Below are 21,242 nucleotides of genomic sequence, written 5' to 3' on the forward strand. Positions count from 1 at the left end.
CGATTGTAAGCTTATGAACACCACTCTAGCTCCGGTTTGGCTATGATGGTTTCATCAATGAATAAGAGCTTGTGTAAACCATTAGGTTCGCTTTTTTTTAGCATTAAGCTCCGCAGCTTGGAATAGATATGGACAATTTTGTTTGGAATGATTTTGGCACACTCTCTGCGGTTGATAAGACCGACAAGCTCGTCACGGTGACTAACTCCGACGGGGAGGCGAGAAAAATGAGCGTTGCTAAGTACAAAGAGAGTGCGTTGGCCGTACACCAAAAGGCGCAGTCGTTAATCGGCAAGCAAGTGACAATTAGAACCAGTCAAAATACAGCCGACTGGAGCACACAGGTGTGGTTTAGCGAGATCGTAAGCTTATGATAACTAGTAATCTGTTCTTACGTTACTAGTTAAACTATTAAACTGACAGGTTGTAACACCCAAAATTGATAATCCTGGGAGAGGGAATAATGTCGAAAATTGAAGTTAGTAAGAGTGTTCTGTTTGAAATGATCATGGCGACCTATGAGGCCTATGCCGTTAAGCATGATGGCAAGCATATCGTCGCAATAGAAACTTACGGAACACTATGGGGGACTTTGAAAGGACGTAGAGGCTTTAACTGTAGTTTGGAACACTTCTCGGTTGAGTCTTCAGCCCGCCGACAAAGGGGCTGTGTGGAAGCTTTAACTATGTCCCGTCAAATTAAAGATGAAATAGCCGACGTTTTTGGTGAGGGATACCAATATTTAGGCTCGTTTCATTCCCACCCTTACATTAAGTCAGAGGTCGCTACTGCTAGCGAGTTACGTAAAGAACGATTATTCGACTTCAGTGATGGCGATCATAAGAGTGAATTCGGTGAGAGTTTTGAGGTTAATGGTAAACAGTATTCCTTAGCGTTGGTGATGACCATCTTTTCGATGGACAGAGCTGACACGAGTAAAGACTTTAAAGTAGAGCCTAATCTATATGAGTTTTCTTTGGGCAACGTTAAGCTGTGGTTAAAGGCGCAAGTCTTTGAACATAAAGCTGAATCAGAACTATCAGATAGTGATAAAGACGAGATGGAGATGTACAAGCTTAAGTTAGATGAGCTTGAGTATGATGACCCACAAGAGTTAATACCTGTGCCAATTGCAACAGAGCTCTGTTGTGATTTTCTTGATAATTTTGGTACCAGCTTCGAGAAGTTTGGCCGCTTGGACATTAGCTCAAGAAAAGCTCGATATATGAGCCGTAAGTAGTTATCCGTGAGAGGGGGATTACTGTGATTAAACAAAAAGTGAAACACCTTAAACTGAAAGGTGACTCCCTAGAAGAGGAGGTAAACAATTTTGTCGGTGCGCATACGGATCACCGGAGTTTATATATTGAAGGGATAAAGGCTGTTAGTTCAGGCTTGGATTCATTGTTCGAATACTTTGAAAAACGCGAAGTATATGTTTTTAGTCGATTCCCTGCGGTTAAGTTGCTTCAAGCTTTTGAAGAGTTTGAAGATCTGTTTTTCGATGGACTTGAAGAGATAGCTAAACCTCTAGAGAAAGGTTCAGTTGAGCAGACTCAGCTGCTTGATTCTGGTGGTTTCATCGATGCGATTCACTGTGGCGAATTTGAAGCTGTATTTACTGTTGACTATCAAAGTGGTGTTGATAGTGAGAGCGATAAGGCTGGTCTAAATACTTCGCTGCAATCGATAGATAGAGGATTCAAGCAGTTGCTTATGGCTCAAGGTTACTATGAGACTTATTAAGAGTAGAAGTTATTGCTCATAAGGTTCGTTTTAAAATAGTCACATTTTTGTTGTTTTACATCACTATTTCTGGAGAAGGGAAGCCCATGTTCGAAGAAGAGTTATCCGAAGTAATAAAATACCTATCAGGTCACGAGTTTGAAGTATGTTGCAGTTTGGATGTTGATGAGTTTCTTAAGCGATGTATTGAGGAAATAGATCATAGTATAACCCAGCAAACTCCGGTTCAATTAGCTCTTAGCTCTTTCGGGCAATTCCAGGTTAGTCCGATGAAAACCATTAATGGCGCTAAAGTTATCTATGACTCAGAGACTTATTGCTATGACCAGGCTGATACGCTAGCTCAACTACATAGTATAAAATCGCAGCAGCCCAGAGTGTCCTGTGCAGAAAAGTGGTTTGAGATTAACAAGTTATTTAATCAACCCATTGTCTTCGGGTTGGAAAAAGTGGTTGATAGTTATCCTGCTGCACAGCATTACCATTATCGAATGACCGGGCAACTCGCCGGAATTTTAGATCGTGGCTCCCTACGTAAAGACGGACTTGTTGAACAGCCAAGTTTTGGAAATGATTCTCACTGGCTCACCTACCGTTCAACAAACGATTATTTGTCATCTTATTTCGAAGAAGTTTCGCCAGAAATCGAACCTGCTCTCATTAAGATCATCGAGTCTTCTGAAGGGTTACCGCAGGCCTGGTCGAAACTTAACAATATGGTGAAAATGAATAGTAAGTTGGGTATTAAAACCAGAATTTTACTTGGGAAGGTCAATGCGTATCAAATCCGTCGCTTAATGGATCGCTTTGAAATTGATTTTCTCGAAGATGAAGACTAGTTAAAGTTTGCGATTCAGTATTTAACGTGTTGTTGGAGTAAACTTTTTAACTTGAGGTAAGCAGATTTGATTAACATTAGTAATGAAGTTATCTGTACAGAAGATGGCATCATCAAGGCTGTTTGTACCGGGCAATACTCAAAAGAAGTTTGTCTTGGTATAACAAATAGAGTGTTTGGTGTTGATTGGTGGAGTATGGAAGGCGAGACTTCATCTGTATCTGGTTTAACTGAAAATCTTAAAGACACGGACTTGCTGCTAATTATTTCTGACTTTTCGGATGAGTCTGAGTTAAACAGCTGCTTTATGCTAAACCAAATCGCTGGTGAGCTTGGTGTGTTGGTGATGGTTTTTGCCCTGAATTGCAATACACAACACCTAAATAGTAACTGTACCCGGGTATCGCAATTAGCCACAACGGCTAACATTTTTATTATTGAAGCTGAACTTTCCATCGAGCTATCAAATGAAGGTAACGAGCTTTCCTCTCAAGCTGACAACTTACAATGGTCCATGAAGGCTTTGATAGAGCTATTTACTAAAGCGTCGTTTGTTGGAGTCGACTTCGCTGATGTGAAGTGTGCTTTTAATAGAAAAGGGCTGTATCAATTTTATTGGGCCTCTGCTTATGGCCATAATGCTACTCAAGTCGCTCATGCTCATTTATCTAAATTACTTCAAGTGGAATCTAAGGAGCATAAGAGCGTGGTAGTGAGTGTTTTTTGTGATTTGGATTACTCTCTGCAAGACTTTCACTATATCAGTAGTGAGATAGGGTCGACTTTTTCAAATGACTCTTACTTTGTATGTGCCCCGATAGTTAACCCTCAGTTTTCTGAAAAAGTAGTGATTAGTGCATGCATCTCTGCTTAGTGCGATGGACAGGACGTTTTGTGCCACAAACTCTTCTCTCCACCTTTCTGATTGCGGCCGCTGTTGAATTACAGGCTTGTAAATGAAATTTATATACCTACTGTAGTGGTCAATATTTATTGACCACTACAAGCATAGACTCAAAACACTTTTTGATCATGAGTGGGTTTATGACCCTTATGACTCAAGTGTTAAAGAGCTAATAACTTTTACTAAAGTTTTTGACTGAATATCTATGATGAGCTTCTGTCATATATTGTCCCGTCCTGAAATAGGTTGACGGTTTTATCAGACCAGTAGCGATTCACTGGCAACAAAAAAGCCTAACTTTTCAGTTAGGCTTTTTTGTTGAATTGGTCGGTATGAGAGGATTCGAACCTCCGACCCCTGACACCCCATGACAGTGCGCTACCGGGCTGCGCTACATACCGATTTATCACTAACAGCATCAAGTTGGGGTCTGTTAGGACAGGCCGAACTTTATCAACTAGTTGCGGCTTGCGCAAGTCTTTAGCGTTCAACCTATTATCGATTGATTAGTTTCTAATCGCACATCACAATGCGTGCTTAATGATTATAAAAACGTCTTCCTTCTCGCATCACTTCGATAAGTTCTGGCGCACTGATTTTTTTACGAATTCTTTGACTGTAGGCTTTGTTGTAAATTCGGTATTTACCATGGCGATCGATCACAGTTATCTCATCTTGTTGGTAGATGCCAAAAATAAGATTATCACCGACGTAGCTCCATGCTGCCGAATTTGGTTGCAGTAAGCTACGGCCTGAACTGTAGTCTTTTGCTGGGTTATTACAGTTTATCAGCTGGGTCATTATGGTCGGGACTACGCCTGAATGACTGGTTGCATAATCTACCGACTTAGAATGCTGCTGATTGGGCCAGTGAATAATTAATGGCACTTGGACGTTGCTGGGGGATAAGTTAGAGCGTGACTCATCTCCATTACTGGTAAACACTTTTCCGCTTACCCCAGTGACCAGCACAAAGGTATTGCTAGGCAGCTCAGTGAGCAGCTGTTGAAGCTGGGTATCAACAAAATATAATGATTGACGATACTGATTAAACAAGACTTTTTGCGCGGCTTTTAGCGGCAATTGAGGCTTGACGGTTTCGATTCCAAGAAAACCCACCGGAGTATCATAGCTATCAGGACTTTGCAGATTAACCAATGAATACCATGGTTGGTTTTGCGCTTTATGCCATTGCCTAAACGCCTCAATAGCTTTGATATCAGCCATAGCGACGCCATCGTCGATCGATTGAACCTGATTATCTAGCCCTTGATAAAGGGCATGTGGGACGATGTTGTCTTTGTCTGGAGCAAAGCGACCCATGGCATAGCCTTGGCGAGCCAGCTCTTGATGCAGCGCTGGTGGACGGTAATTTAGGTCATTGGCGGCAATGTAGCTACCTTGTAAGCCATAGAGTAGCGAAAACATACCGCTGTTATGCATGTTGCCGCCACTTAAGTGATGTTTGAACTGGTGATTTTGCTGTGCAAACTGACTTAAAAACGGCATGGTGACAGGATCGAGTAGATCAGCTCTAAAGCCGTCAATTGCGACGATGAGGATATTAATTTGATCATCAGGTTTGCACTGTAGTGGTGCGATAGGGTAATTCAGCGCAGGTTGCAGACTCTCGGGCGCATGGGCAACCGTGCTCTTTTCTATGCCATGGCTTTCCATAAAGGATCTTGCTGTTGCCGGATAGGAGAGAGGATAGGCGTCATCGAGTCGGGTGATTTCGGTAATATCAGCAGCATCAGCCCAGATGTGAATTAAATGGCTACTGATAAAACAGATCCCTACAACTGCCACGACTTTGTTGCCACAGTTTACCTTGCGGATTTTCTCGATTCGTTTCCACAGATAATTGGCGGCGGTAAGCTCTAAAATTAGAATACCGATTGGAGTAACAATGTATGATGTACCTTGTAGTAATGCGTTGAGGTCGGCCCACGCAATATCAAAGACAAATGGGCTGAGGTGCAAGCCATAATCGTCATAAATCAAAGTGTCATACAGTAAGACGCACAAGCTTAACGTTGCAGCGACTGCAGCAAGCCCGCGTAATATCTTGGAGTAAGGCAAGATAAGAGTAATGGGAAACAGCAATACAAGGTATACAATGAATGCTAAGAAACTAAAGTGACCTATCGTGCTAATGACTAAATAAAACCAGCCTAACCAGCTCTCTGGTGCACCGACGGTTTCAATATAACGGACACCGACAATCATAGCTAAAAAGCCGTTAAAAAAGGCAAACCAATGCCCCCAGCTAACTAAGCGTGATACGCGATCACGTCCCATCTCTTTTTTACGCTCGATCATAGGGATCCGCTAATTATTGAAAATCGACACTATCTTAATTTTTTATCTAGTAATATTGCCAGTTTTTTACCAATAAAAACAAATTTATTGGTCACATCTGACATCAATCATTGCTAGCTTTTTACCGACTGAGTCAGGGCTTTGGCAAATTGCTCTGCGACTTGCTCACGCGCTTCTTGTGGTACTTTACGAGTGAGTAGGTCTGTCACACAGTTACCCAAAACCATCAAGCTTAGATCGGTTGGTGCTTGGTGTTTAGCTAATACCGCTAGCATTTCAGCGATGATAGATTCTACTTGAGTGTTTGAGTATTTAGATTGGATAGCCATATAAAAAATTTTTCACTTTTAATTGAAATAGCAGCATATAATAACGGATTTCTACCATTATCACTATCGAGGCTTATGAGTATTAACGTCGAACAAGCAATTATTCATGCTATTTCCCAAGATGGCGATGGCCAACTAAGTTGCAGATTGCGCCCACAACCGCTTTTAAACAGCCAAGCGGTAGAAACCATGCTGGATGAGTTGCATCAAACTTACACGACAAAAGCGGGTAAAGGCTTTGGTCATTTCGGTACTCATGGCGAAGATGGTGAAGCCAACCCTAAGTTTAAAGATGCGCTAACTGAATATCGCAATGGCGAATTGGGTTTTGTGGAGTTTTCCGGACTTGCGGGCAAACTGTTGCAAGAAGAACTGGCAAAATATGATTTCAGTCAGGGCGGATTCTTGTTGCTGTCCTGCTATACCCATATGACCAGTGACTACCTCTTTGTGTCGTTGCTGAATGCTAAATCGTCGATGACAGTGCTCGATGACATGGAGCTATCGCAAAACACCCATCTAGATTTGAACAATGTTCAACTGGCGGCGCGTATTGATCTGACCGAATGGCAGGCCGATCCCGATTCCGTCAAATATATCTCGTTTGTTCGTGGACGAGCGGGGCGTAAGGTTGCCGATTTCTTCTTAGACTTTATGGGCTGTGTCGAAGGGGTCAATACCAAAGCGCAAAACAAGTCGTTGATGAACGCTGTTGAAGACTTTGTTTCAGGCAGTGAATTGACTAAGGATGAGCGTCAGCAATGCCGAGAGAAAGTGTTTGAATACTGTAGCGAACGTTGTGATGTCGGTGCCGATATTCAACTTAAAGATCTAGCCGATGAACTGGCCGACTCGGGGATGGATTCATTCTATGATTTTGCGCAGGGCGGCGATTATGAACTGGAAGATGAGTTTCCTGGTGATAAGCCCACTTTACGCCAGTTAAAGAAGTTTTCAGGAACCGGTGGTGGTGTTACCTTGAGCTTTGATGGTCAGCATTTAGGTGAGCGGGTGATCTATGACCCTATCTCAGATTCCATATTAATCAAAGGTGTGCCGGCCAATCTTAAAGATCAGTTAGATAGGCGCTTAAAAGGCGGGCAATAGTTTCAAGCGAGTATTAATGAAAAGCGCCGTAATTAGGCGCTTTTCATTTTTTGGCTGTAGGCGATGGCTGACCGACACAAAGATAGACAAAATAGCCGATTGATGGCTATCAATATTGCTGTAGCTTGCTAAAATGACCTTCCATGGATGCGATCATCCAAGCTTGATTTTGAATCCGTTGGCCGATTGCCAGTGGGATTATAGAAGGGTGGACTGTTTTTCTGCCTAGGAGATTAAATGCAACTTTTCGTTAGAGATTTAACCGTTATCGATTTTTCATATCTATGCCCAATCCGCGGTATGGTAGGAGAAAGCTGGATTGTCGACGTGCTGCTCGATGGCGGCTTAGGCGATCAAAATATGGTGTTGGATTTTGCTAAAGTCAAACGCACGATAAAAAACACCATTGACGACGTCGCTGACCACCGTCTATTGATCCCCACAGCCTGCTCTGAAGTCAGATGGCAGCAGCAAGGCGATCGTGTTTGGATGGATTTTAAAAGCCTGTCAGGAAATATCCACCTTGCTTGTCCCGCGCAAGCCTTCGCCCTTATTCCTACAGAGATCATTGATTTCGATAGCGTCAATGCGTTCTTGCAAAAGGCGTTAAAAGAGGTATTGCCAGATAATGTTAATGGGATAGCACTTACTTTACGTAATGAACTGCACGAAACTCCTTTTTATCATTATTCTCACGGTCTTAGAAAGCATGACGGAAATTGCCAACGTATTGCACATGGCCATAGAAGTCCGATTAATGTGTTTGAAAATGGTGTGTCGGCGCCGCAATGGGATGAGTACTGGGCACGTCGTTGGAAGGATATCTATCTAGGCTCTGTTGAGGATTTGGTTGAAGTTGATGAGTTAGACTTGTCAGTGCAAACCCTTGTGAGTGACGACACCCACTATGGTTTTCATTACGTATCGCCTCAAGGGGATTTCCAGTTGGCGATGCCTAAGAAACGGTGTGAAATTATTCCCCACGATACGACCGTTGAACTCCTGGCCGAATTTATTGCCAATACATTAGTGACTGAAGTGCCTGATAGTGAGTTTAAAGTGATCGCCTTTGAAGGTGTCGGTAAAGGTGCGATTTCGGTTAAAGGCAAACAAACCGATAGTGAATAATGAAAGGAGTTGTTGTGAAAGCCATTTTGATACCCGTTATTTTGTCCTTACTTACTGTCAGTGGCTTAGCCACTGCAGAGGTCTCATTGTATGGCAAAATGGAACAAGGTGCTTTGATACGGGGTGAGACACTACCCGGCAGTGCCGTGTACCTTAATGGCCAGCCTATTCAAGTGACCCCAGACGGTAAGTTTGCCTTTGGTTTTGAACGTGAAGCGTCGCTATCTCAACAGCTAAAGCTGGTTTACCCTGATGGGCTGACCCAAGTAAAACCACTGACGATTACGGAAAAAAAATATAAGATTGATAGGGTTAATGGTATTACTAAAAAGATCATGAAACCTGATCCCCAAGCACAAGCTCGGGCGGCAAAAGATAGCAAACAAGTTAAGGCTGCACGCAGTACCTTTAGTGAACAAGAGGCCTTTAGTCATGAATTTATTTGGCCGTTAACTGGCAGAATTTCAGGGGTTTACGGTAGTCAGCGAGTGTATAATGGTAAGCCGGGTAATCCGCATTATGGTGTTGATGTTGCGGCGAAAACAGGCACTGTCGTTGTGGCGCCTGCAGACGGTGTGATTAGCCTGTCTGTGCCTGACATGTTCTATTCTGGCGGCACGATTGTGCTCGATCATGGTTATGGTGTGAGCTCAAGCTTTCTGCATTTGAGTAAGCTTTATGTTAAGCAAGGTGATGAGATCAAACAAGGCCAGCCGATTGCCGAAGTTGGGGCGACGGGCAGAGCAACTGGGCCGCATTTAGATTGGCGGCTTAATTGGTTTCAGATGCGTCTAGACCCTGTGACAGTGGTCCCCTCGATGCAGAGCGTACTGGCGAAACAGTAGCAAACAAATAGTTAAAAAGGCGTCTAGGGCGCCTTTTTCTATCTCAATCAACAGTTTCATTTATTTTGGTTTGGTCACTTAGCGCCGGCATCAATCAATGCGTTTTTAAAGTCGTTTAGCCAACGGCGGTAAACGGTACGCACATCTCCCCAATTAAACACTTGAGTGTTCTGTCGCCACTGCTCAAAGGCTTGACCACGATCAGCCACTTTGGCTAATACTTCACCGGTTTCTCCATCTTTAATCACGGCAAGCAGCAACATTGACCCTGACGTTTGCGTGTAGGTGCTTCCCAATGAGCGGTAACTTTTACGACTCTTCTCTATTGGTGCACTAAGACGAATATCTGTGACGGCTGCTTGGATGATCAAGGTATTGGCACCAGCTTTGTTAACTAGGGTAAATGGCTGTTCAGCATTAAATACCCTTTGACTCATCTCATGGAATGCCGTTGCCATTTTAGTCAGGCTCTCCTCTGGCAGTTGGTAGGTCGCATTAGGGCCATCTGTGCGGGGGTCTATCTTAGGTGGTTTGTAGTCTGGACTATGATCGTTGGTGACTTGTACTGGGCTAAAATAGAGTTTGCTGTAATGCGTCCAATCAATATTGGGCCGCACGTATGAAAGTGCTAACCTGCTATTTTCTACCTTCACTAAGCCTTCATTGGTGACTTGAGCATTGTCACCAGTCGGTATGCTGGGAGGCTGAGTACTACAGCCCACAATGCTTGAGAGCATAATGCTGCCAATGAGTGGCACGATTCTGTAACGATTCATCTTTTCGTCCTTAAAAATTTATTGAATAAAACAAAATATTTATACGCTAAACGCGGGATAGTGGATCAGCTTATAACACCTGTCTATTATTTGCTTGGCAGTGTTTGTCCCAATGCTGGGTGATCGTAAGTGGCCATGAGTGCGTATGATCACCATGTTGTTTTACTGGGTATAAATGTGATCAATACAAAGGCTTCAATTAATTCATCTCAATCGGAGAAAACTGAGTACCCACTTAGTTTAGCTGTCTTTCCGCTACCACTGTTTATCTTGCCTGGTGGGATTCAACGATTGAGGATATTTGAACCTCGCTATCTCGCTATGGTCTCCCAAGCGACTAATGGCGATGGCTTTGTGATGGCGCGTTATGATAAAAATGCGATGCATAACGTCGCAGGCTGGGGGACTCGAGTGCAGATCATTGATTTTGACATGGATGATGATGGTGTGTTGGTCATAGATGTGAGAGGACAGCATCTGGTACGGTTAGAAGGGCTATATAGCCGACATGATGGCTTATTGATGGCCAAGGCCGACTATCTGCCCCATTGGACCTGCTTGGAAGCGGGAGTTGCTGCGACCGATTTGGCAACGCTGCTTAAATCCATCTTCGACGATAACGACAAGCTAGCCCAACTGTACCAACAAGTCTATTTTGACTCAGGGGAGTGGGTGTGCGCTCGCTTTTTGGAACTATTGCCCTTATCCTTGAATGATAAGGAAAAATTTATTGAGCCCAGTAGTTACATTCAGCTCAAGCAATTTCTCCACACGTTTATTTTCGGTAATGAAAAATTAAATTGATCCCTTTTGCCTTACTGAGCGTATTGACCGTTAATTAATGACAATGGTTGAGACGATATGCAGCAGACAGTGAGCAGAAGCGACCCGAGCAGGGAGAGCAAGACTATCGCCAATATCGCCGAGCAGCAGGTACCAGAAGAGCTATCTGATTGGCTAGTGAGTGTTGCATCACAACGAGACAAGCAAGCGTTTACCCGTTTGTTTCAGTTCTTCGCTCCCAAAATTCTTCGGTTTGGTATTAAGCAGCTGGGTAATGAAGCCCAAGGCAACGAGCTGGTCCAAGACACAATGACCAACGTTTGGCGCAAAGCGCACCTCTATGACAGTAGCAAAGGGGCGGCCACGACGTGGGTTTACACCATTATGCGTAATGCCTCGTTCGATATGTTGCGCCGAATTAAAGCGAAAAATGAGCAAAACCTTGGTGACGATATCTGGCCAGTCGATATGGCACAAGATGAGGGAAGTAGCGTTACCGAGAGTTTTGGTGATCATCTGATGGAAAAGCAGATGTTGGATTATGTTGAGTCTTTGCCCCTTGCCCAGCAAGCCGTGGTCAAGGGCGTTTACTACCAAGAGCTGTCGCAAGAGCAGTTGGCGCAGCAGTTGGGTGTCCCAATAGGCACAGTAAAGTCGAGATTAAGATTAGCACTAGCTAAATTAAAGCAGCAGATGGGAGACGAGTATCATGATTAAACATCATCCAACTCAGGCATTATTAAAGGATTTTGTTTCAGGTGATCTTGAAGCATCTGTGGCTGTGCTAGTTGCAAGCCATGTTGAAATGTGTGCAGTGTGCCGTGGCGCGGTGCAAACACTGACAGAACAGGCAGCCGATGAAGCGTTTGAAGCGGTGAGTGCAATGGAAAGCTCACCTGGTAAAGTTGACCCGATGTGGTCATTCGACCCTACTGAAGATATGGTCGGTAATTTTGATGCCGAAGAGGCCTTTTCAGCTCAAGGCGCTGGGCTCGCTGACAGTTCAGCGCTGGCAATGATTGATGCCATCACGGAAACGCCGCAAGATGCGCAAATTGTTTTACCGCAAACGGTGACCGAGATTGAGGTGGCGGGTAAACGTATCTCTCTACCAAGGTCGCTTAAATCTATTGCACTGAAAGAGTGGCAAGGCATGGGCAAATTATCTAGAGCACGTTTGGCGCTTGATGACGATGAGCGTCGCATGAGCTTGTTGCATATCGACAAAGGCGGAAGCGTACCGACTCACACCCATAAAGGCTTCGAAATAACCCTGTTACTAGAAGGTAGTTTTGATGATGAGATGGGGCATTATGTGGCTGGAGATTTTATCTGGTTAGATGGCGATCATACCCATCAGCCCGTGACTCAGGATGGATGTGTCTGTTTAACGGTATCGAGTGATGCCATTCACTTCACTCAAGGTGTGAGCCAAATACTTAATCCAATTGGTCGCTTTATTTACTAGTGACATTTAGTGGTATGTGTGGGGGATAAGAGGATGGAAAAGAAACTAAAGATAGGCATTAGCGCGTGTGTGATGGGCGAGCCAGTCCGTTACGATCGAGGACATAAAAAATCGAATTTTTGTGTTGAGCAGCTTGGTGACTTTGCACAGTTTAAGCCCGTTTGCCCAGAGATGGCGATTGGCTTGCCTGTTCCACGCCCCACAATACGCCAGATCATCAAAGACAATATCATTACCGTGTCTCGTCCTGATGGCAGTGGTGATGTTACCGAGCAGCTGAAAGCCTTTGGCCAGCAAGCTGCGAGTCAATATGATCAATTAGCCGGCTTTGTGTTTTGTGCGAAAAGTCCGAGCTGTGGTATGGAGCGGGTAAAGGTCTATCATCACCATGGTAAAGGCTCTGAATCTACAGGTGTCGGTGTGTTTGCAGAGCAGGTGATGAAAGCTAACCCGCTATTGCCTTGTGAAGAAAATGGCCGTTTGAATGATCCAATTATTAAAGAAAACTTTATTACGCGGATTTTTACCTATCAGAAATGGCTGGATCTGAAAGCCGAAGGTTTGACCAAACATAAGTTGATCGCCTTCCATAGCGCGCATAAATATTTGGTGATGAGTCATCATGTGGAGAGTTATCGGGCGCTGGGGCGCTTACTGGCTCAAGCCGATGTTGATTTAGATGAACTGGCGGACAGTTATATTGCGGGGTTGATGGATGCGCTTAAACATAAAGCTTCTCGTCGTAGTCACACCAACACGCTGCAGCACCTACAAGGCTACTTTAAGCGACAGCTTGACGAGGTCAAGCGTAAAGAGCTTACTGACGAAATTGCAGCTTATCGCCAAGGCCTGTCGCCACTTTTGGTGCCACTCACCTTGATTAAACACTATTTGATAGAGTTCCCTAATGCGTACCTGCAAGATCAGGTTTACCTTAACCCTCATCCGAAGGAGCTTAGACTGAGGTACGGCTATTGAGTGGTGTTTACTGGGTTCGTCGAGATTTAAGGACGCATGACAATCCAGCCTTGAGCACCGCCATTGCTCAAGGTGTTAATACCGCCGTTTTTATCTCAACGCCTCAGCAATGGCAACAGCATAACCTAGCGCCAATAAAAGCCGATTTTATCGCTAGGCATCTGCAGCTACTTGCTCAGCAGTTAGCAGTAATGGGCATTGAGCTTGTTCATTTTAATGCCAAGACATTCGATGACCAAAATACAGTACTAACAAAGTTTTGCCAGCAACGCGGTTACAGCAAAATCTACGCTAATAGTGAGCCAGAATTAGATGAAATACACCGCGATGAGAGGCTAGGCCAATCAGGCCTATCACTCAACCTATTCCATTGTGACACTATCATTCCACCCGGTAATGTGCTGAATAAGCAAGGGGAGATGTTTAAGGTTTTCACCCCATTCAAAAATGCCTGGCTGCAACGCTTGCGACAGACTGGTGTGGCTTATCAGGCTTTGCCAGATGTTGAACCTATCCAAAAAATAGCAACCGCAAGTCAGTGTGTGACATTTGACTACCCTCAGGTTGATTCAGCGGCTTGGCCTTTGGCCGATGTTGTCATGACGCAGGTGTTTCCTAGGTTTATACAGACTAAGCTGGAGCGGTATGGCGCGCAGCGTGATATTCCCAGCATAAAAGGCACATCTGGCCTGTCTCCCTATTTAGCCATCGGCGCCATTAGCCCTCGTTGGTTGGCACTGCAGCTGATTCAGCAAGTTCCTGAAATACTAGAAGATCAGCAGCACCTTGCGTTTAGTTGGTTAAACGAATTGATATGGCGAGACTTTTATAAACACCTGCTGTTTCATTACCCAAATTTAGTTAAAGGCGACAGTTTTCAACCCAAATATCAGGGAGCAAAATGGAGCGGTAGCGAGCAAGATTTCAGTGCTTGGTGCCAAGCAAAAACAGGCTATCCGTTGGTCGATGCAGCGATGAGGCAGTTATTGCAAACAGGCTGGATGCACAATCGGCTGCGTATGGTGGTCGCAAGTTTCTTAACTAAGCACCTGTTGGTCGATTGGCGCCTGGGTGAGCAGTTTTTTATGTCGCACCTCATCGATGGCGATTTTAGTGCTAATAATGGTGGTTGGCAGTGGGCCGCTAGTACTGGGTGCGATGCCCAGCCGTATTTTAGGATCTTTAATCCGATAACCCAAAGTCAAAAGTTTGATCCTAATGGTAAATTCATCCGTAAATATGTACCAGAGCTGGCCAATATACCCGATAAACATATTCATTTTCCCCATGAGTATATTGCGCAGCAAGGGATCGACGTAGGCTACTGTTTGCCGATTGTCGAACATAAGCAAGCGCGTTTAAGGGCGTTGGCCTTTTATAAAGCATATTAGGATGTGGCAAATATGGCATACCCATTGTGGTTACAAAACTTTATATCCGTATACAGTGAGCTCGGTACAGAGAACCTCAGTTCGCTGGAACACATATATCATCCACAAGTTGAATTCTTAGACCCTATCCACAGAGTCGAGGGATTTGAGCATTTATTGGCTTATTTTCGCCAACTCTATACCCAGGTCAGCAGCTGTGATTTTAAGATTGAAGAAGTGATTGTTGCTGACAGTCAGGCGGCTATCTATTGGACCATGACCTACCGCCATAAGCAGTTAAATGGCGGTGAGGCAATCACAGTCGAGGGGCATTCAAGACTGAAGGCCAGAGACAATAAAGTAATTTATCACCGTGATTATATTGATATTGGTGCCATGCTTTATGAACACATTCCACTTATTGGTGGCGTGATTAAAATGATCAAACGTCGGGCGGCCAACTAATGCGTATTATGATAACAGGTGCTACTTCGGGAATTGGTAAAGCCTTGACAGTGGCATACGCTGGTGCAGGGCATCAAGTGATCGCTTGTGGTCGCAGTGCAGATAAACTTGATGAATTAAATCAAAATTCGTCCTATATCGATAGCTTATGCTTTGACTTAACAGACTTCGATAATTATCCAAATTTGACGTCGGAGCAAACAGGTTTAGATCTGCTCATTTTTAACGCCGGCGACTGCGAATATATTGATGATGCACTTAATTTCGATGCGAAACGTTTTGAACGAGTGATCAATATTAACTTAATCTCTGTGGCTTATGGCTTGCAAGCTTGGTTGAAGCACTTAAAACCGGGGGGGAGGTTAGTGTTGGTCAGTTCTAGCGCACGCTTTTTACCACTTCCTAGAGCGGAAGCCTACGGCGCTTCAAAAGCAGCCTTGAGTTATTTGGGGCGTACGCTTGCCATCGATCTTGAAAAACATCAACTGGCCGTGACCACTGTGCATCCCGGATTTGTCGATACACCACTTACCGAGCGCAACACCTTTGCTATGCCGATGATCGTGAGTAGTGAGCAAGCGGCGGCAAAAATAATTCAAGGCCTAGATAAAGGTCTAGATGAGATCAGTTTCCCCTCGGTGTTTATATTTTTTATGAAATGCTTACGTTGCTTGCCATTTTCGTGGTGGCGCAAAATCGCCAAAAGGATTGTCTAGAGATGAAAAAAATTGCTGTGATTGGATCTGGGATTTCTGGGCTGACCTGCGCTTATCTACTTGATAAGCAGTATGCCGTGACAGTATTTGAAAAGAACCACTATGTGGGTGGGCATACCGCAACCGTTGATGTGCATCATCAAGGCAAAGACTACGCGATAGACACAGGTTTTATCGTTTTTAATGACAGAACCTATCCAAATTTTAATCGTCTGCTGTCCCTGCTAGGTATTGACTGCCAGCCGACGGAGATGAGCTTTAGTGTGCACAATCGGCAAACGCGATTCGAATACAATGGACATGGTATTAATGCGTTATTTGCTCAGCGACGAAACATCTTTAGACCACAATTTTGGCGTTTGATCGCTGAAATTTTAAAATTCAATCGCCTGTGTAAGCGTCTCTATCATGAACAGCGTATTGATAGCGGCATGACACTTGGGGATCTGCTGCAACAACACCAATTTTCTGATTTCTTTTGCCAACACTATATTTTACCTATGGGCGCGGCGATCTGGTCGACGAGTTTGGCTGAGATGGCTAAGTTTGAACTGAAATTCTTTATCCAGTTTTTCTACAACCATGGGCTGCTCAATATCAGTGACCGTCCGCAATGGCATGTGGTACCAGGTGGGTCTCGTGAATATGTAAAAGCTATCCTGGCGCAGCTTAGTCAACCAGTTAAGACTGATAGCGATATTGCGCAAGTGACTCGCAGTGAAGAGGGGGTACACATTGAAATGGCCTGTGGGGAGTCAATGAGATTTGATGAGGTGATCTTTGCTTGTCATTCTGATCAAGCACTCGCTTTGCTTGGCGATGCCAATGACGTTGAGCAGCAGGTACTTGGCGGTATTCCATACAGTCGAAATGAAGTGGTGCTGCATACCGATACCTCACTCCTACCAGATCGAGAGCTCGCTTGGGCAAGTTGGAACTACATGTTGGACGACAACTTGTCTCGACCAGCATGCGTCACCTATAACATGAATATCTTGCAAGGGATTGAAAGTGACAGCACTTTCTGCGTCACCCTTAACCAAAGTGAGCAAATCGCGCCTGAAAAAGTGATCAGAAGTTTTGTCTATCACCATCCGGTACTTAACGATGCCAGTGTCGCAGCGCAGCAACAGCGCTCACTAATTTGCGGCAAACGTGGTTGTCATTTTGTTGGAGCTTATTGGTATAACGGCTTTCATGAGGATGGTGTACGCAGTGCACTGGATGTGACCAAACGCTTTGGTTTGTCTTTATGAATACGCCATTGGGTGAGCACAGCGGGATCTATTTAGGCGATGTACGTCATCGTCGCTATAAAGGCGTATTTCATCAATTTAGCTACCGGATGTATATGTTAGGTATCGATATTGATGAGCTTCCATCGCTGATAAAGCGCAGCAAAGTATTCGGTTTGAACTGGTATAACCCGATACGATTTTTTGAAAAAGATTATTTAAAAAATGAACCTGGAAGTCTTAAGCAACGTATTGGTAATAAAGTCAGATCGCTTGGAGGCGATTGGCATGACAATAACCGGGTCGTCATGTTGGCGCAGTGTCGTTGTATGGGGCTCTATTTTAGTCCGATAAATTTCTATTTTTGCTACGACACCGCCAACCAATGCCAATACATGCTGGCAGAAGTGAGCAACACACCTTGGAAGCAAAGGCACTATTACTTGCTTGAGCTTAGCGGCGAGATGAAGGTAAAAAAAGCTTTCCATGTGTCGCCCTTTATGGAGATGGACATGACCTACCATTGGCGTGTCAGCCCCCCCGGGAGTAAAGCGATGGTGCATATTGAAAATCACCAGCAGCAGAAGGTATTTGAGGCCACGTTAGCGATGTCTAAAAAGGCATTTACCGCTGCAGAGTTAGCATCGACATGGCGGTCGATACCGTCAATGACGCTGAAGATGGTAGCAGGCATTTATTGGCAAGCACTGAAACTGTTTGTTAAGCGGGTGCCCTTTATTGCCCATCCTGAAACGAAAAAAATATAATTAGTTTACGATACGTTAGAGCGAGGTTTTCATGGAGCAACTAGCCAAACAGCATCAAACGCTGGCAAAAAATTCAACGGACTGCCGCGTCGAGGTTAATAAGTACCGTAACGTAATTTTTGGCCTGCTCAATCATCTTAAAGAGGCTGGGGTCGAAATTATCGAAGCTGATAATCATACCGTCCTCGGTGACAGAAATGCTCCGCTGCAGGGGCAGATAGTGGTTCATGATGCCAGTTTTTATCAAGATGTGGCTAAAGGTGGCAGCATTGGTGCCGCCGAAGCTTTTCTTGATGCTAAGTGGACCAGCCCAGATTTGACTCGTCTTGTTCAAGTCTTTGCGAGAAATCAAGCTCAGCTCGATGCCTTAGAAAGCAAGATGGAGTGGCTGACGCGGATTTTGAATCTGTTTCTACGCCGTAAAAATGCCAATAGTGAACAAGGCTCGAAGCGCAATATTTTGGCCCATTATGATATTGGCAATAACCTTTACGAGCGATTCTTAGATGACAGCATGCTCTATTCTTGTGCTATCTACAGTGATGATGCGACCAGTTTAACCGACGCGCAGCAGCTCAAGATGCAGCAAATCTGCCAGCGATTAGAACTCAAATCCAGTGACAGTGTGATTGAGATAGGCACGGGCTGGGGTGGGTTAGCCATCTATATGGCACAGCACTATGGTTGTCACGTGACGACAACTACCATCTCAGATGCACAATATGCATTTGCCCAGAAACGCATTGAAGCCCTTGGTTTATCGAACAAAATTACATTACTTAAGCAAGATTACCGCAAACTAAGTGGTGAGTATGACAAGCTGGTCTCTATTGAGATGATTGAAGCGGTCGGCCATGAGTACTTACCGACCTTTTTTGACACCTGCGCTAACCTGCTTAAACCCCAAGGCAAGATGTTAATTCAAGCGATAACCATTGCTGATAGTCGTTATGAGAAATATCGCAAGGGCGTCGACTTTATTCAGAAGTATATCTTCCCCGGTGGCGCACTGCCTTCTGTTGCAGTAATGAGCAACATCATCGCTGAACGAACAGATATGGTGATCCATGAGGTGCAAGACATTGGTTTGCACTATGCACGTACATTAAATGATTGGCGCGTGGCCTTTGAAGCTCGCTGGGATGAGTTAGCGTCATTGGGGTATAGCGAAGAGTTTAAACGTTTGTGGCTGTTCTATTTTTGCTACTGTGAAGGCGCATTTCGTGAGCGCGTGATCAGTACTCATCATCTCGTGGCCAGAAAGCCACGTTTTGTAGGGCAAAGTGATGAAACGATTCTGGATTATTAATTTAGCCCTATTTCAGGCGGCTTGGTTTGCTGCGGCGTTCGCCACTTCGATGGCGGTGCCCATCATGGTATTGATACTCTGTATTCACTTTTACCTGACGCCGACACCTAAACTGGATGCAAAACTCTTACTCTTGATGCCCATTGGGGTCGCTGTAGACAAAGTGTTGATGGAACTCGGGTTATTTTATGCTGGCAGTGAGATATTTCCGCTGTGGCTGCTATTACTGTGGTGCATGTTTGTGATCAGCTTAAATCATAGTTTGAAGTGGTTTGCCAGCCAACCTTTACTGCTTATCATCGCTTTTGGTGCAGTAGGTGGCGCGGGCAGTTATTGGGCTGGCATTCGCTTAGGCGTGTTACAACAAGCATTACCTGCTATGACAACGATAGCCTTGCTAATGATCGCGTGGGGCGGCTTATTCCCACTATTAACCCGCTGTGCTCAATTGTTAGCACAGTCAAACGTTCGCAGAGTGTGAGGTGAACCATGGCTAAATGGCTATTGATTTTTCTGTTCAGTACCAGTGTGTCCGCATCAACCCTTACTCACCTGACCAAGTCTGGTGAAGGTGAGATGACCTACCTGTTTTGGACCTTGTATCGCGCCGAGCTGTTTGTCAGTAACAGTGACACAGCTTCTTTGAACGCGGGTGATAGGGCGTTGCGCATTGAGTATTTCAAAGATATTGATAAGCATGCCTTAATTGAGGCTACGGCGGAGCAGTGGCAACATTTAGGGTATCAAGCTACCGATATTCAACGGTGGATGGCACCGCTGACTCAGATCTGGCCTGATGTTGCTCCAGGTGACGTATTGACCTTGGTGGTGGCTGATAACGGCTTGAGTCATTTTTATTTTGGTGACAATTTGCTGGGGGTGATTGAGCAGCCTGATTTTGGTGAAGCATTTCTCTCAATCTGGTTATCGGAAAAGACGTCAGAACCTGAGTTGCGTAGACAGTTACTAGGATTAAGCCAATGAAAAAAATACTCTCTATTGCGTTAGTCATCCTGTTATCTGCATGCGGCAGTGCCAGCCTAGAGGAGCACACCAATACCACCCCTGAGTTGAAGCTTGAGCAATTTTTTGATGGTAAGCTGAAAGCCTACGGGATAGTGCTAGATCGCAGCGGCAACATGTTGCGTCGATTTGACGTCGACTTAATAGCGAGCTGGCAAGGTAACAAGGGGGAGATTAAAGAGTGGTTCGAATTTGATGATGGTGAAAGGTCGACTCGCGTATGGCGTTTAGAGCGTCTTGGTGACAATCGCTACAGTGGTGAAGCTGGCGATGTCATCGGCACTGCATACGGTGAAACTCGCGGTTCTGCGCTGTATTGGAAATACGATCTCTCTATCGAAGTGGATGGTGAAACCTACCAGGTAACGTTAGATGATTGGATGTTTCTCATCGATGACAAGCGCCTCTTTAACAAGACTGACATGACAAAGTTTGGTATTAAAGTGGGCGAAGTCATTCTTTATATAGAAAAAATTTGATACCCAACACCATCAAGGCATCAACCAAACTTCGCCTTCAGAGCTAGGTTATCTCTTTTCTGAAGCGATTATCGCTTTTATACCGTGAGCATGAACCTTAATACAGAGGCCTTGATGTTTGAATGCTATGGTGGGATTGGCCAAGCGTTCATGTTCACCTTGAGGCGAGCTAAGTTTGACATCTATTTCGCTGTCACCGGCGATAACGGGGGCAAGTGTTGGTACTGCTTCAATCAATTGCGCACTTAACTGCTGGCCGTTGCACGCGTTACCTGGCAGTACAAGTTCAATATGTTCCCAACCCTCATTTGGATACTGTTTCTCTCCAGGATAGGGCAGTTCCACACAATCGATGCACATTGAGCCCAACATCAGCGGCGTGTTCAGCTCGATGATCAAAATAGGGCGACCATTAATCATATTATTAGAAATGATTGCGCCTTGATGGCAAAAGTGGTCACGCAAAGAATCAGCGGCAGTGTCGCTATTGACTCGAAGTGCGACATGGTCGCAAACCATATTTAGCCTATCGAGTTGTAGATCGGCGAGAAAAGAAACTATTTTCGCTTCAAATGTTGGCCAGGTATCGATTAACGTTTGCGCCGTGATTGTGTTTTGATTCATGGTAGAACTTTCTCTAAGCAGGCAATAAGG

25 protein-coding genes and 1 tRNA gene are annotated in these 21,242 nt (G+C 44.6%); 21 read left to right on the top strand and 5 right to left on the bottom strand.

Translation table 11 applies throughout. The annotated features are described in order from the left end of the window. Positions 1 to 128: 128 nt before the first annotated feature. The 5 genes from L876_RS0111940 (at position 129) to L876_RS0111960 (ending at position 3,458) form a co-directional block, all read left to right on the top strand. Positions 129 to 374, top strand: a complete 246-nt coding sequence (locus L876_RS0111940) for a hypothetical protein (protein ID WP_028764020.1) — start codon at positions 129 to 131, stop codon at positions 372 to 374. A gap of 89 nt (positions 375 to 463) precedes the next feature. Beyond that, on the top strand, positions 464 to 1,240 hold the full coding sequence (locus L876_RS21665) for a hypothetical protein (RefSeq protein WP_051413100.1): 777 nt from the start codon (positions 464 to 466) through the stop codon (positions 1,238 to 1,240). A gap of 23 nt (positions 1,241 to 1,263) precedes the next feature. Next, a complete protein-coding gene (locus L876_RS0111950; protein WP_028764021.1) occupies positions 1,264 to 1,746 on the top strand; it encodes a hypothetical protein in 483 nt (160 codons plus the stop codon). Between the two features lie 86 nt (positions 1,747 to 1,832). After that, positions 1,833 to 2,585: a hypothetical protein gene (locus tag L876_RS0111955; RefSeq protein ID WP_028764022.1), complete on the top strand. Its 753-nt coding sequence runs from the start codon at positions 1,833 to 1,835 to the stop codon at positions 2,583 to 2,585. A 66-nt stretch (positions 2,586 to 2,651) separates the two neighbouring features. Further along, complete coding sequence (locus L876_RS0111960; protein WP_028764023.1) at positions 2,652 to 3,458, top strand: FtsZ/tubulin family protein; 807 nt, start codon at positions 2,652 to 2,654, stop codon at positions 3,456 to 3,458. Positions 3,459 to 3,812: 354 nt separating this feature from the next. Here L876_RS0111960 and L876_RS0111965 read toward each other — a convergent pair. The 3 genes from L876_RS0111965 to L876_RS0111975 all read right to left on the bottom strand — a co-directional run bounded on the left by L876_RS0111965 (position 3,813) and on the right by L876_RS0111975 (position 6,139). Next, positions 3,813 to 3,889, bottom strand: a tRNA-Pro gene (locus L876_RS0111965). 136 nt (positions 3,890 to 4,025) lie between these two features. Continuing rightward, on the bottom strand, positions 4,026 to 5,810 hold the full coding sequence (locus L876_RS0111970) for a DUF3413 domain-containing protein (RefSeq protein WP_028764024.1): 1,785 nt from the start codon (positions 5,808 to 5,810) through the stop codon (positions 4,026 to 4,028). Between the two features lie 113 nt (positions 5,811 to 5,923). Next, on the bottom strand, positions 5,924 to 6,139 hold the full coding sequence (locus L876_RS0111975; RefSeq protein ID WP_028764025.1) for a YejL family protein: 216 nt from the start codon (positions 6,137 to 6,139) through the stop codon (positions 5,924 to 5,926). A gap of 75 nt (positions 6,140 to 6,214) precedes the next feature. Here L876_RS0111975 and yejK point away from each other — a divergent pair, with 75 nt between their 5' ends. From yejK to L876_RS0111990, 3 genes are all read left to right on the top strand, one after another. Further along, positions 6,215 to 7,246 (top strand): nucleoid-associated protein YejK, encoded by a 1,032-nt coding sequence (gene yejK, locus L876_RS0111980; RefSeq protein ID WP_028764026.1) that lies wholly within the window; start codon positions 6,215 to 6,217, stop codon positions 7,244 to 7,246. A gap of 237 nt (positions 7,247 to 7,483) precedes the next feature. Continuing rightward, the gene (locus L876_RS0111985) at positions 7,484 to 8,374 is read left to right on the top strand and encodes a 6-carboxytetrahydropterin synthase (protein ID WP_028764027.1); all 891 of its coding nucleotides are present in this window, start codon (positions 7,484 to 7,486) and stop codon (positions 8,372 to 8,374) included. 14 nt (positions 8,375 to 8,388) lie between these two features. After that, complete coding sequence (locus L876_RS0111990) at positions 8,389 to 9,219, top strand: peptidoglycan DD-metalloendopeptidase family protein (RefSeq protein WP_028764028.1); 831 nt, start codon at positions 8,389 to 8,391, stop codon at positions 9,217 to 9,219. A 74-nt stretch (positions 9,220 to 9,293) separates the two neighbouring features. On the opposite strand, the gene L876_RS0111995 is transcribed toward L876_RS0111990, so the two are convergent. After that, a complete protein-coding gene (locus tag L876_RS0111995; protein ID WP_248674583.1) occupies positions 9,294 to 9,995 on the bottom strand; it encodes a DUF3313 family protein in 702 nt (233 codons plus the stop codon). 177 nt (positions 9,996 to 10,172) lie between these two features. Here L876_RS0111995 and L876_RS0112000 point away from each other — a divergent pair, with 177 nt between their 5' ends. Genes L876_RS0112000 through L876_RS0112060 form a run of 13 tightly spaced genes read left to right on the top strand, consistent with a single transcriptional unit; the run spans position 10,173 to position 20,588 of the window. Further along, positions 10,173 to 10,799, top strand: a complete 627-nt coding sequence (locus L876_RS0112000; protein ID WP_028764030.1) for an LON peptidase substrate-binding domain-containing protein — start codon at positions 10,173 to 10,175, stop codon at positions 10,797 to 10,799. A gap of 57 nt (positions 10,800 to 10,856) precedes the next feature. After that, positions 10,857 to 11,495: a sigma-70 family RNA polymerase sigma factor gene (locus L876_RS0112005; protein ID WP_028764031.1), complete on the top strand. Its 639-nt coding sequence runs from the start codon at positions 10,857 to 10,859 to the stop codon at positions 11,493 to 11,495. After that, positions 11,488 to 12,246: a ChrR family anti-sigma-E factor gene (locus tag L876_RS0112010; RefSeq protein WP_028764032.1), complete on the top strand. Its 759-nt coding sequence runs from the start codon at positions 11,488 to 11,490 to the stop codon at positions 12,244 to 12,246. The genes L876_RS0112005 and L876_RS0112010 overlap by 8 nt, the downstream gene beginning before the upstream one ends. A 33-nt stretch (positions 12,247 to 12,279) precedes the next feature. Further along, positions 12,280 to 13,224 carry a YbgA family protein gene (locus L876_RS0112015; protein ID WP_028764033.1) on the top strand — a complete coding sequence of 315 codons (945 nt, stop codon included), beginning with the start codon at positions 12,280 to 12,282 and terminating at the stop codon, positions 13,222 to 13,224. Next, positions 13,221 to 14,615, top strand: coding sequence for a deoxyribodipyrimidine photo-lyase (gene phrB, locus L876_RS0112020; protein WP_028764034.1), 1,395 nt, complete (start codon positions 13,221 to 13,223; stop codon positions 14,613 to 14,615). Before L876_RS0112015 ends, phrB begins: the two co-directional genes overlap by 4 nt. A gap of 12 nt (positions 14,616 to 14,627) precedes the next feature. Beyond that, a complete protein-coding gene (locus L876_RS0112025; RefSeq protein ID WP_028764035.1) occupies positions 14,628 to 15,059 on the top strand; it encodes a nuclear transport factor 2 family protein in 432 nt (143 codons plus the stop codon). Next, positions 15,059 to 15,775, top strand: a complete 717-nt coding sequence (locus L876_RS0112030) for an SDR family NAD(P)-dependent oxidoreductase (protein ID WP_028764036.1) — start codon at positions 15,059 to 15,061, stop codon at positions 15,773 to 15,775. The genes L876_RS0112025 and L876_RS0112030 overlap by 1 nt, the downstream gene beginning before the upstream one ends. A gap of 2 nt (positions 15,776 to 15,777) precedes the next feature. Then, the gene (locus L876_RS0112035; RefSeq protein WP_028764037.1) at positions 15,778 to 17,031 is read left to right on the top strand and encodes an NAD(P)/FAD-dependent oxidoreductase; all 1,254 of its coding nucleotides are present in this window, start codon (positions 15,778 to 15,780) and stop codon (positions 17,029 to 17,031) included. Beyond that, positions 17,028 to 17,777: a DUF1365 domain-containing protein gene (locus L876_RS0112040; RefSeq protein WP_211237663.1), complete on the top strand. Its 750-nt coding sequence runs from the start codon at positions 17,028 to 17,030 to the stop codon at positions 17,775 to 17,777. Before L876_RS0112035 ends, L876_RS0112040 begins: the two co-directional genes overlap by 4 nt. A 31-nt stretch (positions 17,778 to 17,808) precedes the next feature. Then, complete coding sequence (locus L876_RS0112045; RefSeq protein ID WP_028764039.1) at positions 17,809 to 19,086, top strand: SAM-dependent methyltransferase; 1,278 nt, start codon at positions 17,809 to 17,811, stop codon at positions 19,084 to 19,086. Further along, on the top strand, positions 19,064 to 19,567 hold the full coding sequence (locus L876_RS21670) for a DUF2878 domain-containing protein (RefSeq protein ID WP_051413102.1): 504 nt from the start codon (positions 19,064 to 19,066) through the stop codon (positions 19,565 to 19,567). The genes L876_RS0112045 and L876_RS21670 overlap by 23 nt, the downstream gene beginning before the upstream one ends. A gap of 8 nt (positions 19,568 to 19,575) precedes the next feature. Then, complete coding sequence (locus L876_RS0112055) at positions 19,576 to 20,070, top strand: chalcone isomerase family protein (RefSeq protein ID WP_028764040.1); 495 nt, start codon at positions 19,576 to 19,578, stop codon at positions 20,068 to 20,070. Further along, positions 20,067 to 20,588: a DUF3833 domain-containing protein gene (locus tag L876_RS0112060; RefSeq protein WP_037428593.1), complete on the top strand. Its 522-nt coding sequence runs from the start codon at positions 20,067 to 20,069 to the stop codon at positions 20,586 to 20,588. The genes L876_RS0112055 and L876_RS0112060 overlap by 4 nt, the downstream gene beginning before the upstream one ends. A 48-nt stretch (positions 20,589 to 20,636) precedes the next feature. Here the strand turns inward: L876_RS0112060 and L876_RS0112065 are convergent, their stop codons facing one another. Next, a complete protein-coding gene (locus L876_RS0112065) occupies positions 20,637 to 21,212 on the bottom strand; it encodes a VOC family protein (protein WP_028764042.1) in 576 nt (191 codons plus the stop codon). Positions 21,213 to 21,242: the final 30 nt, after the last annotated feature.

Source organism: Shewanella colwelliana ATCC 39565 (genome assembly GCF_000518705.1).
Lineage (GTDB): Bacteria > Pseudomonadota > Gammaproteobacteria > Enterobacterales > Shewanellaceae > Shewanella > Shewanella colwelliana.

Bases quoted from the DNA above. Each gene is read 5' to 3' on its own strand.
- L876_RS0111940 (WP_028764020.1), top strand. From the start codon at position 129: ATGGACAATTTTGTTTGGAATGATTTTGGCACACTCTCTGCGGTTGAT.
- L876_RS21665 (WP_051413100.1), top strand. From the start codon at position 464: ATGTCGAAAATTGAAGTTAGTAAGAGTGTTCTGTTTGAAATGATCATG.
- L876_RS0111955 (WP_028764022.1), top strand. From the start codon at position 1,833: ATGTTCGAAGAAGAGTTATCCGAAGTAATAAAATACCTATCAGGTCAC.
- L876_RS0111970 (WP_028764024.1), bottom strand. From the start codon at position 5,810: ATGATCGAGCGTAAAAAAGAGATGGGACGTGATCGCGTATCACGCTTA.
- L876_RS0111975 (WP_028764025.1), bottom strand. From the start codon at position 6,139: ATGGCTATCCAATCTAAATACTCAAACACTCAAGTAGAATCTATCATC.
- yejK (WP_028764026.1), top strand. From the start codon at position 6,215: ATGAGTATTAACGTCGAACAAGCAATTATTCATGCTATTTCCCAAGAT.
- L876_RS0111985 (WP_028764027.1), top strand. From the start codon at position 7,484: ATGCAACTTTTCGTTAGAGATTTAACCGTTATCGATTTTTCATATCTA.
- L876_RS0111995 (WP_248674583.1), bottom strand. From the start codon at position 9,995: ATGAATCGTTACAGAATCGTGCCACTCATTGGCAGCATTATGCTCTCA.
- L876_RS0112005 (WP_028764031.1), top strand. From the start codon at position 10,857: ATGCAGCAGACAGTGAGCAGAAGCGACCCGAGCAGGGAGAGCAAGACT.
- L876_RS0112010 (WP_028764032.1), top strand. From the start codon at position 11,488: ATGATTAAACATCATCCAACTCAGGCATTATTAAAGGATTTTGTTTCA.
- L876_RS0112015 (WP_028764033.1), top strand. From the start codon at position 12,280: ATGGAAAAGAAACTAAAGATAGGCATTAGCGCGTGTGTGATGGGCGAG.
- L876_RS0112025 (WP_028764035.1), top strand. From the start codon at position 14,628: ATGGCATACCCATTGTGGTTACAAAACTTTATATCCGTATACAGTGAG.
- L876_RS0112030 (WP_028764036.1), top strand. From the start codon at position 15,059: ATGCGTATTATGATAACAGGTGCTACTTCGGGAATTGGTAAAGCCTTG.
- L876_RS0112035 (WP_028764037.1), top strand. From the start codon at position 15,778: ATGAAAAAAATTGCTGTGATTGGATCTGGGATTTCTGGGCTGACCTGC.
- L876_RS0112040 (WP_211237663.1), top strand. From the start codon at position 17,028: ATGAATACGCCATTGGGTGAGCACAGCGGGATCTATTTAGGCGATGTA.
- L876_RS0112045 (WP_028764039.1), top strand. From the start codon at position 17,809: ATGGAGCAACTAGCCAAACAGCATCAAACGCTGGCAAAAAATTCAACG.
- L876_RS21670 (WP_051413102.1), top strand. From the start codon at position 19,064: ATGAAACGATTCTGGATTATTAATTTAGCCCTATTTCAGGCGGCTTGG.
- L876_RS0112055 (WP_028764040.1), top strand. From the start codon at position 19,576: ATGGCTAAATGGCTATTGATTTTTCTGTTCAGTACCAGTGTGTCCGCA.
- L876_RS0112060 (WP_037428593.1), top strand. From the start codon at position 20,067: ATGAAAAAAATACTCTCTATTGCGTTAGTCATCCTGTTATCTGCATGC.
- L876_RS0112065 (WP_028764042.1), bottom strand. From the start codon at position 21,212: ATGAATCAAAACACAATCACGGCGCAAACGTTAATCGATACCTGGCCA.